The following is a 615-nucleotide window of genomic DNA, read 5'->3' as shown; positions in this document are numbered from 1 at the left end:
AGAAAGATAATAATAAAAAGGAAAAAGAAAAAAAACAAGAATATGAAGATGCAAAGAGAAAAAAAGAGAAAACTAAAAAGATAGAAAAGAAGAAAAAGAAAAAGAAAAAAAAGAACAAAAAAGAAAAAAAGAACAAAAAAGATAAAAAGAAAAAAAAAGAAAAAAAGAACAATAAAGAGAAAAAGAATAATAAAGAAAAAAAGAAAAAAAAAGGGAAGAAGAAAAATTAAGATAATAAGAAAAATAGAGAAGAATAAGAAAGGGAGAGGAGAAAAAAAAAGAAGAATGATAGAGAAAAAAGAAAAAAAGAAAGAAAAAGAGAAAAAAAAAGGAGTAGAGAAGAAAAAAAAAGGGGTAGGAAATGATAAAAAGTAAAATAAAATATAAATAAGAGAAAAGGAAAATGATAAAAGAAAGAAAAAAGAATATAAAAAAGTGAAAGGGATAAAAAAGAAAAAAGTAAAAAAAAAAAAAAGAAAAAAAAAAGGAAAAAGAAAAGGAAAAAAAAAAGGAAAAAAAGAAAAAAAAAAGGATAAAAAGAAAAAAAAGAAGAAAAAAAGGAGAAAAAAAAAGAAAGGAAAAAAAAAAGAGGGGGAAGAAATGAAAATATAAATG

Annotated in this window: 2 protein-coding genes; both read left to right on the top strand. The window is 20.0% G+C overall.

Annotated elements, in window-relative coordinates; all coding sequences use genetic code 11:
• On the top strand, positions 1 to 230 hold a 230-nt coding region (locus F3D62_RS13280), incomplete at its 5' end, for a hypothetical protein (protein WP_191092615.1).
• 205 nt (positions 231 to 435) lie between these two features.
• The gene (locus F3D62_RS13275; RefSeq protein ID WP_191092614.1) at positions 436 to 612 is read left to right on the top strand and encodes a hypothetical protein; all 177 of its coding nucleotides are present in this window, start codon (positions 436 to 438) and stop codon (positions 610 to 612) included.
• Positions 613 to 615 lie beyond the last annotated feature (3 nt).

The organism is Francisella sp. SYW-9, from assembly GCF_008711465.1.
GTDB lineage: Bacteria > Pseudomonadota > Gammaproteobacteria > Francisellales > Francisellaceae > Francisella.
This window is presented reverse-complemented; position numbering and strand designations above follow the sequence as displayed.